The organism is Rubripirellula obstinata (assembly GCF_001642955.1).
In the GTDB taxonomy this organism is placed as follows: Bacteria; Planctomycetota; Planctomycetia; order Pirellulales; family Pirellulaceae; genus Rubripirellula; species Rubripirellula obstinata.
The window spans coordinates 1-16229 of record NZ_LWSK01000115.1 but is presented as its reverse complement, the minus strand read 5'-3'; the positions used below and the strand labels follow the sequence as shown (position 1 = coordinate 16229).

Annotated in this window: 11 protein-coding genes; 9 read left to right on the top strand and 2 right to left on the bottom strand. The window is 54.5% G+C overall.

Annotated elements, in window-relative coordinates; translation table 11 throughout:
- The first annotated feature begins 245 nt into the window (after positions 1-245).
- The 5 genes from lepB (at position 246) to RC85_RS20550 (ending at position 5783) form a co-directional block, all read left to right on the top strand.
- Positions 246-2336 carry a signal peptidase I gene (gene lepB / locus RC85_RS20570; RefSeq protein ID WP_235033468.1) on the top strand — a complete coding sequence of 697 codons (2091 nt, stop codon included), beginning with the start codon at positions 246-248 and terminating at the stop codon, positions 2334-2336.
- A gap of 20 nt (positions 2337-2356) precedes the next feature.
- On the top strand, positions 2357-3265 hold the full coding sequence (lptB, locus tag RC85_RS20565; RefSeq protein WP_084422890.1) for an LPS export ABC transporter ATP-binding protein: 909 nt from the start codon (positions 2357-2359) through the stop codon (positions 3263-3265).
- A 319-nt stretch (positions 3266-3584) separates the two neighbouring features.
- Positions 3585-3902, top strand: a complete 318-nt coding sequence (locus tag RC85_RS20560) for an FmdB family zinc ribbon protein (protein WP_068266272.1) — start codon at positions 3585-3587, stop codon at positions 3900-3902.
- Positions 3903-3951: 49 nt separating this feature from the next.
- Positions 3952-4530 carry an isochorismatase family protein gene (locus RC85_RS20555; RefSeq protein ID WP_068266270.1) on the top strand — a complete coding sequence of 193 codons (579 nt, stop codon included), beginning with the start codon at positions 3952-3954 and terminating at the stop codon, positions 4528-4530.
- Positions 4531-4796: 266 nt separating this feature from the next.
- Positions 4797-5783: a redoxin domain-containing protein gene (locus RC85_RS20550; RefSeq protein ID WP_068266268.1), complete on the top strand. Its 987-nt coding sequence runs from the start codon at positions 4797-4799 to the stop codon at positions 5781-5783.
- Positions 5784-5967: 184 nt separating this feature from the next.
- Here the strand turns inward: RC85_RS20550 and RC85_RS20545 are convergent, their stop codons facing one another.
- Entirely contained in the window at positions 5968-8190 is a 2223-nt protein-coding gene (locus RC85_RS20545; protein ID WP_235033467.1) for a serine/threonine-protein kinase, read from the bottom strand.
- Positions 8191-8346: 156 nt separating this feature from the next.
- Positions 8347-9117, bottom strand: coding sequence for a sigma-70 family RNA polymerase sigma factor (locus tag RC85_RS20540; protein ID WP_235033466.1), 771 nt, complete (start codon positions 9115-9117; stop codon positions 8347-8349).
- A 12-nt stretch (positions 9118-9129) separates the two neighbouring features.
- Here RC85_RS20540 and RC85_RS20535 point away from each other — a divergent pair, with 12 nt between their 5' ends.
- The 4 genes from RC85_RS20535 to RC85_RS20520 all read left to right on the top strand — a co-directional run bounded on the left by RC85_RS20535 (position 9130) and on the right by RC85_RS20520 (position 15649).
- Complete coding sequence (locus tag RC85_RS20535; RefSeq protein ID WP_068266265.1) at positions 9130-9450, top strand: hypothetical protein; 321 nt, start codon at positions 9130-9132, stop codon at positions 9448-9450.
- A gap of 131 nt (positions 9451-9581) precedes the next feature.
- The gene (locus tag RC85_RS20530) at positions 9582-11636 is read left to right on the top strand and encodes a sulfatase family protein (RefSeq protein ID WP_160148232.1); all 2055 of its coding nucleotides are present in this window, start codon (positions 9582-9584) and stop codon (positions 11634-11636) included.
- Between the two features lie 418 nt (positions 11637-12054).
- A complete protein-coding gene (locus RC85_RS20525) occupies positions 12055-14187 on the top strand; it encodes a sulfatase (protein WP_160148231.1) in 2133 nt (710 codons plus the stop codon).
- A gap of 550 nt (positions 14188-14737) precedes the next feature.
- Entirely contained in the window at positions 14738-15649 is a 912-nt protein-coding gene (locus RC85_RS20520; protein ID WP_068266259.1) for a GDSL-type esterase/lipase family protein, read from the top strand.
- Positions 15650-16229: the final 580 nt, after the last annotated feature.

Here is a 16229-nt window from a genome sequence, read left to right as displayed (position 1 = left end):
GTTGTGATTCCGCCGGGACAAGCCCGCAACGGAAATCGATCGAGTTGCCTCCTACGATTCGAATGGCCGCATTGGACTGAAAGCGGAACAAATTCTTAATTGCAAAATACTATGTCATTAACATAGATTTAGCGGCCCAGGCGATGCCCAACGCGGTTAAACGATTGTGTACTGAATTTTACAGGTAACAAACCGAAGTTCCGCTGCTGAGGTAAAATAGCTAGGATGCGGCAGGATCGTCGGCGGTGATTGCTGCTCGATTGATTCCCCACGACCCCTTCAGCGAGAAAGCTTCCAAAGCGGTGGCATCGAAATCCAAATCAAACGCTTCTGACGGCAGCAGCCCTTCCAACAAAACCGTGCAAACGTCAGACGATCGCACGCCCGAACAACGTCGAGCCCAGGAATGGCGAATTGCGGCGGGGCGAGAAACGACCGAAGCGTTCGTGGTCGCCTTCATCCTCGCACTACTCTTCCGAGCCTTCCTGGCCGAAGCTTTCGTGATCCCGACCGGATCGATGGCACCGACGTTGATGGGGGCTCATAAAGATGTTTTCTGCGACGCCTGCGAATACAACTTCCGTGTCGGTGCGAGCCGCGAAAACAGTGCCGGTGGCGAAGGCGTGACCGTGGTCGGCGGCGTCTGCCCCAATTGCCGCCGCGTCAATGCACTGGATCTGGCTGGCGAAACCAATCACGCCACCTTCAACGGCGACCGAATTCTGGTCAACAAGTTTAGCTACGTGTTGAGCGAACCCGAGCGCTGGGAAGTGATCGTGTTTAAGTATCCCGGCAATCCCAAACAGAACTACATCAAGCGTTTGGTCGGACTGCCCGGCGAAACATTGACGCTGCGACACGGCGATGTCTACGTGCGTCCGACGGGATCGGATCAGCGTTCGCAGATCGTTCGCAAACCGTACAGCACGCTGATGGCGATGAGCCACTTGGTGCATGACACGGACTACGTTCCCGAACCACTCAATCAAGCCGGTTTCCCAAGTCGATGGCAACCTTGGACCGAGGGAGCCGAAAAGCCACCGACCGATTCGTGGCAAATCAGCCGCGAAGGCGGACGATTCACCGCCAGCCTTAAAGCAGACGATGTCGCCGGAGATACAACTCAGTGGCTGCGGTATTTCCATCACGTGCCAACCGATCAGCAATGGCAAATCGCCAGCAACGGCGGATCGCTTAATGATGTTGATCCGTATCAATCCAAAGCCATCACGGACTTCTATGCCTACGATTCGTACATCTTTGTTCCGTCGGGTGCAGTGTACGCCTCCAAACCGTTTGGCCTGCGACAAAAACTGTTGGGCGAAACCAGCGGCGTGACCTTTAACCCGACTTACCAAAGCGGCGAAAGCTTGGACCAGTTTGGGCAGATGGCCGTCTGGGGCGGCCAGGATTCCAACCGAGAAAAAATCGGTCGCGACGGCATGCACTGGGTCGGCGACTTGATCCTGCAAACCAAAATCGAAACGGATTCCGATGCCAAGCAAATGACGCTGGAATTGATCGAAGCGGGAGTGCAATATCGCTGCACAATCGACCTGGCATCCGGCGAAGCCACGCTTGGGATCATGGGCGACGAAGCACATCGCTTTGATCCGGCCGAAGGCAGCAGCGAAGCCAACCTTTCGCCCACCGCCGAAACGCCGATCCGCGCGGGGCAATCGCACCAAATCAGCTTTAGCAATTGCGATGATCAATTGCTGTTAGTCGTAGACGAAAACCCGATCGCATTCCAAACGCCCACGACTTTTGACAGCCGAACCTACCGCGGCAATTCAGCAAACCATCCACGTTACTCCGCCGCAAACCCACTCGATGCAGCGCCCGCCGGCGTGGGCGTCACCGGCGGCGAGGCGACGATTGAAAGTCTGCAATTGCTTCGTGACAAGTACTACATTTCCACCAACACGGGAAAGTTCGGCGAGATTTGCGACTACGACATGAGTCGCTATCGCGAGCTGACCGGACGGCAGGGTGCGTTCAAGCGGATCCAGGATTCGCTGGCATCGCCGCAGCAGTGGGACGAATTTGTTGGCTGGGACATCCGACGCGAAACCACGTTTGAACTTCAAGAAGATCAATTCTTTCCGATGGGCGACAACAGTCCCGAAAGTTTGGACGCTCGTTGTTGGGCAGGCGTCAAGGATCGCATCAAAATGCCGGGTGACGTCAATCGCGATGCGTGGCGATGGAGCGACGAATCGTATGTGCCGCGTGACTTATTGGTCGGCCGTGCCGTTGTCGTGTTCTGGCCCCATTCATGGAATTCGCCCGTTCCGTTTATCCCCAACTTCAAACGCATGAAGCTGATTCGCTAAAGGAAAAGAATCCTAGGTCGATGTTTTCATTGAAATCGAAGAAGCAAGCCGATGAATCAATCTTGGCGGCACCCGCGTACGAACCGATTCTAGAAGCGGTTGATTTGCAAAAGACCTACGGCCGTCGTCGTGTGGTCGATGGCGTTTGTTTGAATGTTGGACCAGCGGAGATTGTCGGGCTGCTGGGTCCTAACGGTGCCGGTAAGTCGACCAGTTTTCGTATGATCTGCGGCATGGTCGAACCGGATCGCGGACGCGTGTACCTGGAAGGTCGCGACGTGACTCAGTGGCCGATGTTTCGTCGCGCTCGTGACGGGCACATGGGATACCTGCCGCAAGAACCCAGCGTCTTCAAAAAGCTTTCGGTTGAACAGAACATTTCATCGCTGCTGGAATTGTTGGGCATGGATCGTGCCAGCCGCAAAGAACGCACTGATCAATTGCTGGAAGAATTCAACATCACGCACATCCGCAAAAGCAAAGCGGGCGGGTTGTCTGGTGGTGAACGTCGACGACTGGAAATCGCTCGCTGCTTGGTTTCCAATCCTAAGATCGTGATGCTGGACGAACCCTTCGCAGGCATCGACCCGGTGACCGTTCAATCGATCCAGGAAGTGATTCTGCAACTGCGTGAATCCGGCATCAGTGTCTTGATCACCGACCACGCGGCCAGGGAAATCTTGGGCACAGTCGATCGTTGCTATGTGATCTATCAAGGTCAGGTGTTGATCGACGGCACACCGGATGAAGTCAAACAACACCCCAAGGTTCAACAGGAATACCTGGGCAATTTGGACAACGTTGACCGCCATCCAGCGGATCAGAAACCGGCTGCCCAAACGCCGGCTGCTCAAGCTGGCCATCCGGTTCCCGCCCCTCATTTCCGAACCGCCCCCAAGCGAGTCAATCAAAGCGTCACCGACGTTTAGAAACGAGCGGTTCGTTATAGTCGCCTTTCGCTCCGCGAAAGTGTGCTCTGACGTACTTTCGCGGAGCGAAAGACGACTATCGACGTTTCGGTTTGTTCAATCTGAGCGATTCCTCGTGAGCCGCCGGCCGTAAGGCCTCGGGCATCAGCGAAGGGCCCGGCCGCTTACGCGTCGCGGCTCACTTTTTAATCTGCAAACCCAGGTTTGGTTTGAGCGTTTGGATTACCTGCTTACCGCTGGCCTCGAATCAACGTAGAATGACGGGACGATGAGCGACCGACGCGGGCGCTATCACTTCATCTCCCCAAAACGATTCTCAATGCCGACCTACGATTACGAATGCGGAGCCTGCGAACACACCTTCGAGGAATTCCAGGGCATCAACGACGCTGTTTTAAAGAAGTGTCCGAAATGCAAAAAGAATAAGCTGCAGCGTCTCTTTGGCACCGGTGCCGCGATCGTATTCAAAGGCAGCGGTTTCTACCAAACCGATTATCGCAGCGACAGCTACAAGAAAGCCGCCAAAGCCGATTCCAAAAAAGCCGAGGGCGATTCGTCAAGCAAGAAGAGCGACAGCAAGTCAAAGAGCGAATCCAAACCAGCCAAGACCGAAACGAAGTCAAAGAAAAAAGACTAGCTCCACCCCAAGTTTTCACTCTTCACTCTTCACCCTTCAAACTTCTTTCATGCCACACGTCGCCAGCGTTCATCGGCTTGATTCCAATCGCAGCGGATTGCTGGTCGTTGACCTGCAAGAACGGCTCGTCCCCGTCATCCCGTCGGGCGATCAAGTGGTCCGGCAAACTCAGCGACTGCTGAAAGCGGCCGACATGTTGCAGGTGCCTTCGGCGGCGACGGTCCAGTATCCCAAGGGTCTCGGCAACCTCGTCGCACCACTGGATCAATGGTTCAGTCATGATAAAAATTCACCCGAAGAGAAACTCGAATTCTCCTCCGCCGTCTGTCGGCAAAGCCTGGATGCTTGGACGCAAGCGGGCCGAGACCAAATCGTCGTCACGGGAATCGAAACGCACGTTTGTATCTTGCAAACAGTATTGGATCTAATGGCCGAAGGCTGTTTTGCCTACGTCGTCGCCGAAGCAGTCGCGGCCAGGCACGGTCGCGATCACGAAACAGCGATGGATCGAATGCGAGACGCCGGCGCGACCATCATCACGGCCGAATCAGTGATGTTTGAATGGCTAGGGACAGCGGACCATCCCCAGTTCAAAGAAATTAGCAAGCTGGTCAAGGCAGGTGTTTAGGAACGATCTCGAGAAAAGTTTATGAACTCGGACTCCATCAAATCCCAACCCGAAAGCGTAAGATTAGTGTCGCCTTTCGCTCCGCGAAAGTAGCGAATCCGCTGCTTTCGCGGAGCGAAAGGCGACTATAAAAAGTCGCACGTTCCTAAGCGAGGGATTTCCGTGTCAAACAATATCCCTCGCTTACGCGTTCGGGTTTGGAATCTGGGAAGATACTTCGTGTCGGTTCCTTAGCCTTATGATCAACAACCCACCAAGGGCGAACGATGACTTCGATCAGACATTCAATTTGTTGTGCGATCATCCTTTCCATCGTGACGACTGCGTCGGGTGAAGCGCCCGCCGAATCTGAATTTCAATTGCCTCAAAATCCAAGAGCCTGGATTAACGGTGCTCCGATTTCGGTCGAAGCGATGCGGGGCAAAGCGATTGTGCTGTACTTCTTTGAAGAAGGCTGTCCGCGATGCCGCGAAAAATGGCCGGGCATCCTGGCTGCGGTTCAGCAAAACCAGTCCAACCCGGTGATGCTAATCGCCGTCAATTCGGGTTCGGAACCTGCGCAGGTTGCCAGCTATGTTCGCCAAAATCGCATCTCGGTTCCCGTGATCATCGACTATGACCGGTCGCTCGAAACGCAGGCTGGCGTCAATAAAGTCAGCCTACAAAATATCTACCAAGCTCGCATCATCGACCCCGACGGCGAATTGCAACGAACCAACGGCGGCGACATCCCGGCCGCCTTGGCGACGGCCGCCGAATCGGCGAGCTGGAATGTTGATCCGACCGGAATGCCACCCAACATCATTCCGACTTGGCGGCAGATTGAATTCGGCGACTACCGTTCCGCAGCCAAAAGCCTGATGCGATTCGGACGCGACCGTAAACCAGAAGTCCGATCGGCGGCCGAGAAGTTGCAGGCCTACGTTGACGAAAAAATTCAGTCAATCGTTACCGAAGCCGAGTCCGCGACCGGCGCTAGCGATGACTGGAAAGCCTACCAACTTTACAGCGAAGTCGCTCAACGGTTTGCCGGTTACCAACTGCCGGAATCCGTCGACACAGAGCTGGAAAAACTAAAGCAGGACGAGTCGATTCAAAACGAGATCGCCGGAATGAAGCGATGGCAATTGGCGTTAAAGCTCTCTCAAGGTGGCCGAGCCAATCCGGCCAAGATCGCTGCCGTCATGGATAAGATCATCGACAAGTATCCGGGCACCGAAGCCGCCGGTCTAGCCGAAGCAGCAAAGCAGTAAACGTAGGCCGGAACAAGCCGCTTCGGCGCAGTTCCGGCAATGGCGTTGTACTACGTTTGGATTGCCTCGGCGATTTCAATTGGTGGGGCACTCGGTCGCGCAGTTCCGGCAATGGCGTTGTACTACGTTTGGATTGCCGGAACTGCGCCGAAGCGGCTTGTTCCGGCCTACGGTGCCTACGGTGCTACTTGCTTTCGTAGAAACGTCGTGCTGCTCGGTGGAAAGCTAGGCCCTGCCATTCGGCGGCGTTGCTTCGCGGAATTAAATCTGTTCCAAGTGGCGGATCCGCGTACAAGGATTCCAGCGCCGCGACGATCAACTCAGCAGGCGCGTCGTCCATCGCGGCCAGGAAGCCAGTCGTGCCTACCGTTGGGATACCATCGGCTGGCCAGTCGGAAGTTGGATTCTGCTTTGATGATTCAAACGCCGGCAAATCAAGCGACGAAAAATCACTGCGAACGATCGTCATCGGGCGCAGTGTTGGATGCTGCAACGAGATTTGGACGCTCTGTTGTATTGGAATCAATCTCCATCGGCCGCTTTCGATTAACCGATTGACCAAGTTGCTGCCGCGGCCGATGCAAATCATCGCAGCGTCGGGCGGTTGGTCGCTGAACAGGTCTTGCCAGCTATCGACACGGCGGTTGACTGCCGCCTGATCGAACCCGAGCGACGCGAACACTAATTCCGCTGTCGCCTGAGAACCACTGCCGTCGGGACCAATCGCAACGGTTGCGTTTTTCAAATCCGCGAGTGATTCGATAGCGGTGTCTTTACGAGCGAACACGTAAAGCAATTCGTAAAACAGCGGCGCGACCACTCGCAGGCGATCACCACTGATCGCGGTCGCCTGCATCGGAGCCAAGTCGATTTGTCCTCGCATCAAACGGTCTCGGTTGACCAGCGACCCGCTCGAATTCATCACCAAAGTCTTGGCACCGTGGCGTGTTTTGATTCGATCGGCGAGAGCTTCCGAAATCTGGGTGTAGCGTCCACCTTCGATCCCACCGGCAAAGCGAACCGTTGCCGGGATCGCGTCTTGGTAGCTTTGCAGCATCGCGAAAGCGGCCACCGCAAAAAACGGCGTCATCAACAACAGCAATAACAATGCCGCCTGGAACCGTCGGTGCGAATCGGAACCGTGCAAAATGCGGCGTCCCATGATGGCACCGACCAACGGAATTCCCTCGATCCAATGCCACGTCTTCATGGCTCGGGATCGTGGTCGTGCTTCGATTGGACGGCCTTCTAAAAACGCGTTCAGTTCGTCAGCCAGTTTTGCTGCCGATTCGTATCGTTTGGCGGGTTTCTTTTCCAAGCACTTCGCGATGATCGTTTCGATATCGATGGGGACATCGGGCCGCAGCGATCGAATCAACGGCGCGGGATCGTGAACGACATTGACCAGCGTTTGCATGACTGTGTCCGCGACAATGGGCGGCCGACCGGCCAGCGCCGAAAACAGGATCGCACCAAGCGAATAAACATCGCTCTGCGCGTTCGCACGATCGCTCAACCCGCTGGCCTGTTCCGGAGCCATGTAGTGCGGCGTGCCGATCGCGTCCCCGCTGCCGGTAACGCTGCTGTCGCAATCCAGATGTTTCGCCAAGCCGAAATCAGTGACCAGAATCTTGTTGCGTTCGTCGATCAAAACGTTGGCGGGTTTCAAGTCGCGATGCAGCACTCCTTTTTGGTGAGCGTGATGAATCGCCAGCGCGACATCTCTGACGTAACCGACTGCTTCGTTGACCTGCAATTGGCCGTTGTTAATCTTCCGCTGCAAATCGGTGCCGCGGACGTATTCCATCGAAAAGAAATGGTGTCCCGCGCGATGACCAAACTGAAACACCGACACAATGCCCGGGTGATGCAATCGCGCGGCGGCTTGCGCTTCGGTGTAGAAGCGTCGGACTTCACTTTCGCTGGCCAGCATGCCGCTGCGAATCATCTTTACCGCCACTTCGCGGTCCAGTTCGCTTTGCTTGGCTCGATAGACGATTCCCATTCCACCGCGACCGATCACGTCCAACAACAAGTAGTCGCCAAGATCAAAGGGCAGCGTCGGGCCCGGGTCGCCTTTGGCGCGATTGGCCATCGGCAAGGTCACCGCGGGGTCACCGCCAGACAATTCGCCGGTCAAACCTAGTTGACGTCCGACTTCGTTCAGCCCGATCGTTTCCGCGCCAGGCTCTGCGCCGAATTCATCCTTCTGATCCGCAAACTGATTTTGATCACCTTCATTGATTGCCCCCGACGAACCGGTGGTAAAGTTGCCGATCATATCCGCTGCATCGATCAGTTCTTTTAACTGGTCGGATAGTTCTGGGAACTGTGACAAAAACTCTTCGCGGCTGGACAATTCGCCCGCGTCGCAACTTCGCAAATAGGCTGCGAATGCTTTGTCCAATGGATCGGGTTCACCGTCGGGCGGCGAGGTTTCCGGTGTTGGTTCGATCTTCGATGTCCTTGGTGGTGGGATAAAGTTGTAGTTCCGGCGATTGCATGCTGCTGCATTGGATTGCCGGAACTGCGCCGAAGCGGCTTGTTCCGGCCTACGAAGAAGCTACGCAGAAGCCCAGGGGCTGTTTTCGACGTCAATGATGATTCTGAGTTTCTTGAGTCCTCGCTTTAAGAGTCCGGCGACGGCTGTGTCGCTTTTTCCCATCCGCTCGACGATCTCGCCCAGCGGTAGGCCCTCCATGTATCGCAACCGAATGGCTTCGGCCTGAGTCTCGGGCAATTGATGCAGCGCTTCGACCAGGGCCAGCGCGGCTTCGGTTCGGATCGCGACACCGCTGGGGCTGGTTGTGCTGCCGGGTAACTGTCCAATCCAATTGGCCCCAGAATCGTTGTCTTGGGGCGCGGCCGCGTTGACTTCTCGGTTTAAAGATCGTTTTTTGGTCGAAATGTGCCGAGTGACCGCGGTTGCCACATTGTTTTTCAGCATCCCACGAAGCCAGCCCGCAAATTCGGCCGGTGTTTCGCCGCGAAACGATGGCAGGTCTCGCTGGGCTTCCAAATAGGTCAGTTGAACAATGTCGGCCGGATCCACTCGCCGTCGCAGCCGTTCCGATAGATACCGATGTGCCAGCATCAGCAAGTATCCGCGGTACTGTTCCAACAACCGTCCCAACGATTCAATGTCGCCGCGTTTGGACGCGATCAGTAGTTCAGTCGTGGAGCCGCACGCCGCCGAATCGCGTTGAGGAGAATTGTGATGCACAGATTTGACGCTCGGGTTTCGGTGCTTGGCAGGATTCGGGTGAATGCTGTGAAGCTTTTCTTGTCGGTAGGTTAAGGATACACTCTCGGCTTCTAGGATAAACGATAACACAAGGAACGTTTGATGAAGCTGAACGCTGCGCCACGACTTCTCCTCTCCGACCCGATCTTCGTCTTGATTGCCGGAGCCGTGTTGTTTTTTGCTGGCTGTGGCGGATCGAGCTCCGTTCCGGCCGAACCTGATCAGGCCAACCCTGCTGAGGCCAACCCTGCTGAGGCGACCGTCGGTGGTGAATCAGACAGCCTTGACGAGCCATCACCGCCCGGCGGAATGGAATTACCCAGCGATTTAGATGCCAATGCGATGGATGCCGTCAAGCGGGATGCCAACGATAACTCGCCGGCGAATTCCGATGAAGGCACATCGTTTGAATTGCCCGAGTAGAGTGTTTGGGCGTCGGCATGCAACGTCTTCACGGCGAGAATAAGACAGTTTTTCAGATTGAGAAGTGAGCCGTAGGCGGGTAGGCGGTCAAGCCATTGGTAATCATGCCAACGGCAACCAAGCCAATGGTAATGCCCGAGGCCTCACGGCCAGCGGCTCACCAGATCAATCAAGTTGCTTGGGGCGTTTCGTTTATCCTGCAAGATTCAATGCTCAACATGCAAACCTACCGCTTGTGGACCATCGCTGCGATTGTTTTTTTGATTGCTGCCGATGTAACCGCGGTGGAGCAAGAACAGTCGCGGCAACCGAACATCCTATGGCTGACGATCGAGGACACTTCGTTCTTGTTCGGTTGCTATGGCGACAAGGTTGCGAAGACACCCAACATTGATCGGCTGGCGAAAGAGGGAACGCGGTTTACGAATGCTTTCGCTTCTTCGCCCGTCTGCTCGCCAGCTCGTTCTGCGTTGATCACCGGAATGCACGTCGGGCAGCTTGGCGTTGGGCACCATCGCAGCGTTGTGAAAATTCCAGACAGCGTGAAGGGTTATCCGACCTACCTTCGGCAAGCCGGTTATTACTGCACCAATCACACCAAGAACGATTTTAACTTTGCAGGCTGGCGTGAGTTTGCCAAAGAATGTTGGGACGACAACAGCAATCAATCGCACTGGCGAGGTCGTAAGCCGGGGCAACCGTTTTTCAGTGTTTTCAACTACGTCGATTCACATCAGTCACGCACTTCGGTTAATTCCTACGCGCGATTCCAAAAGAACATTCAATCGCAATTGAGCCCGGACGAAATCACTTCCCCCGATGAAGTCGTGCTGCCGCCTTTTTATCGCGACTCGCCAGAAATGCGTCAGGCTTACGCGCGAGTTTACGACTGCATCACGCTGGTGGATAAACAGGTCGGTCGGCGATTGCAGGAACTTGAAGACGACGGTTTGGCGGACGACACCATCGTCGTTTTCTTTCCCGATCACGGACAAGGCATCCCGCGTTTCAAAGCGTTTCCGTTTGGTTTGGGGTACCGCGTTCCGCTGATCGTTCGTGTGCCTGAAAAGTTCCGCGACCTCGTCTCGCTGGAACCTGGGACGACTTGCGATCGTCTTGTCAGCTTCGTGGATTTGGGACCGACGATGTTGAACATTGCTGGGCTGCCGATTCCAAAGACCATGAGCGGCGAAGCTGTGTTGGGGCCAAACAGCGTCAAGAAGGAATACTTCTACGGCAGCCTGAACGATATCGATGCCACTGAAAATCATTCTCGCAGCATCAGCGACGGGCGGTACGTCTACATTCGCAATTACATGCCGCACCTGGCCTACGCCCAGTCACAGATGTACTGCGACTCCGCTGACTTCATGCGTTTTATTCGCCAAGATCACAAAGACGGTCTTCTGACAGGATCAGCAGCCGATTTCATGGCAGAAACTCGGCCCGCCGAATCGCTTTACGACCTGAAGAATGATCCTTGGGAGATTAACGACTTGGCTGGCGATCCGGCCTATCAGGCGACGCTCAAAAAAATGCGAGCTTGGAACCGCGAGAAGATTCTGCAGATTCGTGACCTGCACTTTCTGCACGCTTGGGAGATCGAAACACGCGGCGGTGGCAAACCGGCCGCCGAAATTCGTGACGACAGAAATCTATTTCCGCTCGAGAGAATCTTGAGGGTCGCGGAGTGGTCTGGGATGGGAGCTGATGTTGTCGAGCAGCAATTGCAGACGCTCGAAGACAGCGAACCGATGTGCCGCTATTGGGCATTGATCGGACTGCAATCGGTAAAGTCATCAACAGGGCAGTCACTGACGCCGGACGCGATCACGGCGGTTGAAAAATTGCTCGATGACCCTTCGCCCAGCGTTCGCTACGAAGCTGCGTTTTTGTGTTACCGGCACAGCACTGGCAGTGATCCGAAAACATGCAGCCATGCCAAGGCTTACCAAGTTCTCATCGACGGGATTCATGAAGACCACACGATTTTGGTTAGTCACGCGATGCGGAAAATTGTATTACTTGATCAGCATGCAGCGGCCTTTGCGAGCGAAGTTGATCAGGTCGAACAAACCTACAAAGCCTTGGCTGACCGGCAGAAAACGTACGAAATCAAGACTTCGATTGACAACATTCGGCTCTCCATCGCGGGTGAGGTGCCGGGCCCTCTGGATAACTACTAAGGAACGGTCCTGAAACAAGTTCCGTATTTGGCGAAGCCTTTCGTAGCTGGCCCCGCCAGGGTTCAGTCGGGTCCAGCTAGTAGTGAACTGAACCCTGGCGGGACCAGCTACGGGAAAACCGGGAAGCTATTTCGGGACAGTTCCTAAATCGATTCATCCTTGAAGGCGTCGTTGCAATCGCGACTCGTCCAGCGTAACGATTGCACCGTCAAAGTATTTCACGTTTGACGCAGAATCGGCGGTTCGTATTTGTTTTGAACGTTCGAGCGAATAGGCTTGTGGTTGGAGCAGGAAGAGTCTTCTTTAATAAAGCTCATTCGGCCGTGCTGCTTGCTCCGCGGTGCGGTCTCATTGAGAGGCGAAATTAATGTTGCCAAGGCGTTTTCTGCCGGTATTCGTGTTTCTTTGCGGATCGTTGTTGGTTTCTCAAACTGCAACGGCACAGAACAATAACAATGTCATTCTATTTACGGTTGACGATTTAGGGTGGGCTGATAACGACCTGGCGTATTCCCAAGCCTTTGCGGCGCAACGAAACGACACGGATTCATTTTTTGAAACGCCCAATCTGCGGGCGATGGCACAGGGCGGAACCACATTCACGCAGGCGTACTCGTCCTCGCCGGTCTGTTCGCCATCGCGAGCCAGCCTGATGCTGGGGCAAACGCCCGGGCGACATGGGATTACTCAGTGGATCGGCGGCCCAGACGAACGAAACGCGGGCTTCAGTTACGTCCGAAACCTCCCCCTGGCTTCGACCACGATTGCTGAAGCCTTCCGAGGCAACGGGTACGCAACCGCTCAATCGGGTAAGTGGCATTTGGGCGAGGGAAATCAGGCGACGCCACTGGACCACGGCTTTGACGAAAACTATGGCGGTGGTCCTCAGGGAACGCCCGGGTCTTGGTACTCGGACAACAACGGTGGCTTCGCCTGGGCCAACAATCTGCCCGGTGGTACTGGGAATCCGGCGCGTGAATACTTGACCGATCGGCTGACTCGCGATGCGGTCAGCTTTATCAACAGTAACGCCGGCAATCCCAACGCAGCCGACAATAAGCCATTTTTCTTAAACCTTTCGCACTACGGCGTCCATACACCGATCAATGCACCCCAGGCACTTCGTGACAAATACGAGCAAAAGCTAGCTTCAGGCGGCTACGAAAAGTTTGATTCTCTCACTGCTCTTGAAAAAACCACGCTCGCAACTTATGCGGCCATGGTGGAATCGGTGGACCAGTCGTTGGGTGCCGTGCGGCAAGCGCTGGTTGACAATGGCATCGATCAAAATACGACCGTTGCGTTTATCAGTGACCACGGTGGATTGGCGACCGAACTAGACAGGACGCCTCCTCCGAACCTGAACGGGCCTTTGCGTAACGGCAAAGGGACGCTGTACGAGGGAGGAATTCGGGTGCCGGTCTTGATCAGCGGGCCGGGCGTGGTTGCTGGGCAAGTCAACGACACGCCGATCATTGGGCACGACCTCTTTCCAACGCTGTTGCAATCCGCAGGCGTTGCGCTGCCAAATCAAACGATCGATGGTGTTGATTTATCAGGCATGTTGGCGGGCGGAGGACCAGTGGATCGTGGCGACAACGCGGTCGTGATTCACTATCCCCACCGTTCGCCGCAGGGTGGATTTCCCAGTGGTGCCATTATCGATGGCAAATCAAAGCTGATTCAAAGCTATGATCACGGTGGGATCGAGGTCTACAATCTTGCCAATGACATCAGCGAAACGACGGACCTAGAACGCATCGACCTGGATCGCACCGAGGACATGCGAGTCGAATTTCACCGCTACCTCGATCGCACCAATTCACCAGTGCCAACTACCTTCACGATCGACACGCGTCACGCTGGTAAGTCGATCCCGGTGGCCAACGGTGATTTCGAGCTCAATGCGGTAACGGATAATCTATCCGGCGGTCCTGGTACGACAACGGCACTACGCGAAATCGCCAATTGGACGTGGGTTAATAACGTTCAGTTGAACTTTGGTGGACTTGCTAACCCAGATGATGGCATGTTGAACGGCCCCGACTTTGTCGGCACCGACGGCGACGGAATTAACGGAGCAATGGATGGTCCTCAGATCGTCTACTTTGGCTCGTTTACGGATACTCTAGGGAACAACGTCGAAAGCGACCTGATCGGTATTGAGCAAACACTCGATGCTAGATTGATTGGCAATGGCGAGTACACCGTCCGATTCGCCGCTGCGGCGCGAGGTGATCAGGGGTTCCTCGTTGACGGCCTTGTCCGACTTTTGGCAGGTGATACCGTGATCGGCGAATTTGAGACTCCGGAAGATTTACCTGGGTTATTTCGCGATTACCAATTCATCGTGGATGCATCAACACTCGATCGTTCATTGGTCGGCCAATCGCTCAAGATTCAGTTGTTCCGTGGCACCGATGGCGGAAAAGTCAGCTACGACAACATCCGCCTGTTCACAACAGCGATTCCCGAACCCGGCAGCTTCGGTTTCTTGACAGCGATTGCGTGTTTCATCTCGAAGAGAAATCGTCGCAAAAGCAAAGCGTAGAGAAAATCGAACGACAGCCTTTGTCGCTTGATCTTCCTTCCCAAAGCCCTCACAGTGATCGCTCACAGGCAGCCTGTTCTTTGTGACTTCTGTGCCCTTTGTGGCTAGCCAAACACAACTGCCAAGCGGTAATGATTCCTAGCCACAAAGGGCACAGAAGACACAAAGGTCAGGGCGGCAGAGAAGGTCAAAAAGTGACTTTCACCCGACTAATGAACTGTCCCGAAATACCTTCCCGGTTTTCCCGTAGCTGGGCCCGCCAGGGTTCAGACCATCAGGAGCTCTACCTGACTGAACCCTGGCGGGCCCAGCTACGAGAGAGTTCGCCAAATACGGAACTTGTTTCAGGACAGTTCCAAATGATGGGCGGCCCCTTTTGAGCCCTTTAGTTGATCAATTGGTGGCTCTCTCATTTTTTCCATCAGACTATTTCGCATTGCGTTAATCGGTGTTCGGTTTCCGTCAGCGACTCATGTTTTTGGTGATCTTTGGCTATCCTCGGGGAGTACAGTGCATTTAAAAAATACGGCTCGTAACGGAAATCAAACGAATGAAGCTTAAAACAGATTCCTTGTCAGATTACGCACTTCAACGCTACCTGCTAGTTCTAGCAGTTCTATTCTCGAACGCTTGTTTCTTCCACACTGTCGCTAGCGGCGAGACGCTACGAATCCTTCCTCTCGGTGATTCGACGACGGCCGGATATACCGACAATCCTGGATGGGATGTTCCGTACAATCACGGGTATCGCAGCGGGCTGTACAATCGTTTGACGTCAGCGGGGGTCGACTTTACTTTCGTTGGTCAGTCGCCCGAAGCGGCCACCGACGGCACACCGCTGTTGTTTATTCCGAAACTAGTTACCGGCGATTGGTCGTTTGGCGGAACACGCACACCTGCGACCGACCTGGATGCGCTCGGGCAGAACAACCATCGCGGTTACGGTGGTGCGCAATCGGCAGGCACCAACAACTTAGTCAGAGGTTGGTTGCAAGCGGACGACCCCGACATCGTTTTATTGATGATGGGAACGAACGATCGAAACGCGACGAATTTAGACACGTTGATTGGGACCATCGTCGATGAAAAACCCAACGCTCACATCATTCTTTCTGAAATCATCCCGCTGCGCACCGACGATCTAGACTTACGACAATCAATTCTGACCTTCAACGATGCAGTACGAAACGAAGTGTTTCCAAAGTACTTAGACCTAGGCGCGAACGTGTCGCTGGTTGATCACTACACTGATTTTCTGGTGAATCCAAACGACCCGCAATCGATCGACAATTCGCTGATGGCGACATTCAATCACCCCAACAACGACGGCTACGAACGGATCGCTCAAAACTTCTTTGAAGGAATTCAAGCAGTAACGGCGATTCCGGAACCAAGCAGCATCTGTTTGTTGGCAGTCGCGTCGCTAGGTTTCCTACGTCGCCGCCGATCCAAGTACCAATAAACGCCGCGACCTTAGCAAACACCGATCCATCAGCCGAACTCACGTGTACTCAGTCACGCGCATCATGGTCTTGCCAAGCTCCCAAGATCAAACATCCATCAATCAGCCAAGTTCCGTTTTGGCTCCTTGAGAACATCGCAAATCGCCTCTTACAACTTTGCGGTACCCAGCACCTGTCCCCTGAAAAATTTTGGGCAAAACGATGGAGGGGCAAAACGATGATGCGCGGAATACAAAGTCGGAAGACGACCGCGCACCATCGTTTTGCCCCTCCATCGTTTTGCCCATTTTTCAAAATAACGCTTCCTCTCGCCCCCCCGCGTCTTGCCTCGGGGTGCAAAAGAGGCCGCCTGCTCAATTGGTAGAAAGAACTCGGACAGAAAGAGAGACAGTTACCAAAAAGTTAGATTTGGCAAACCCAGGTACCCTAAACAGCCAATTTGGTACCTGACACCTGGTATGTCCCCTAGATCAACAGAAATCTGCAAAAGGGCCATTCGAGTGCTTGAATTGGAAGAACTAAAACCCCTTCCACCCAAGAGTCACTCGAATGACCACTACAAAGAATTCTACCCGCAAC